Raw genomic sequence first — 238 nt, 5'->3', positions numbered from 1 at the left:
AGCTCGAACTGCACGTCGCGCACGGCCGCGCGGATCATCGTCGGGCGGTCGGTGACGATCTGCACGTCGAGCGCGGCCGGCAGCGTTTCCTGCAGCTTCGGCAACTGCGCCTTGGTCGCGTCCACCGTCTGGATCACGTTCGCGCCGGGCTGGCGCTGCACGTTCAGGATGATCGCGGGCTCCGAATTCCCCCACGCGCCGAGCTTGGTGTTCTCCGAGCCGGCGACGACCGTCGCGA

Annotated in this window: 1 protein-coding gene; it reads right to left on the bottom strand. The window is 69.3% G+C overall.

The window, feature by feature from the left end; translation table 11 throughout:
* On the bottom strand, nucleotides 1-238 hold a 238-nt coding region (locus tag KVT39_RS37335), incomplete at both ends, for an efflux RND transporter permease subunit (RefSeq protein WP_217591520.1).

Source organism: Burkholderia sp. GbtcB21, from assembly GCF_019091065.1.
GTDB lineage: Bacteria > Pseudomonadota > Gammaproteobacteria > Burkholderiales > Burkholderiaceae > Burkholderia > Burkholderia pyrrocinia_C.
Note: the sequence above shows the minus strand (reverse complement) of the source record. Positions and strands in the feature narration are given on the sequence as shown.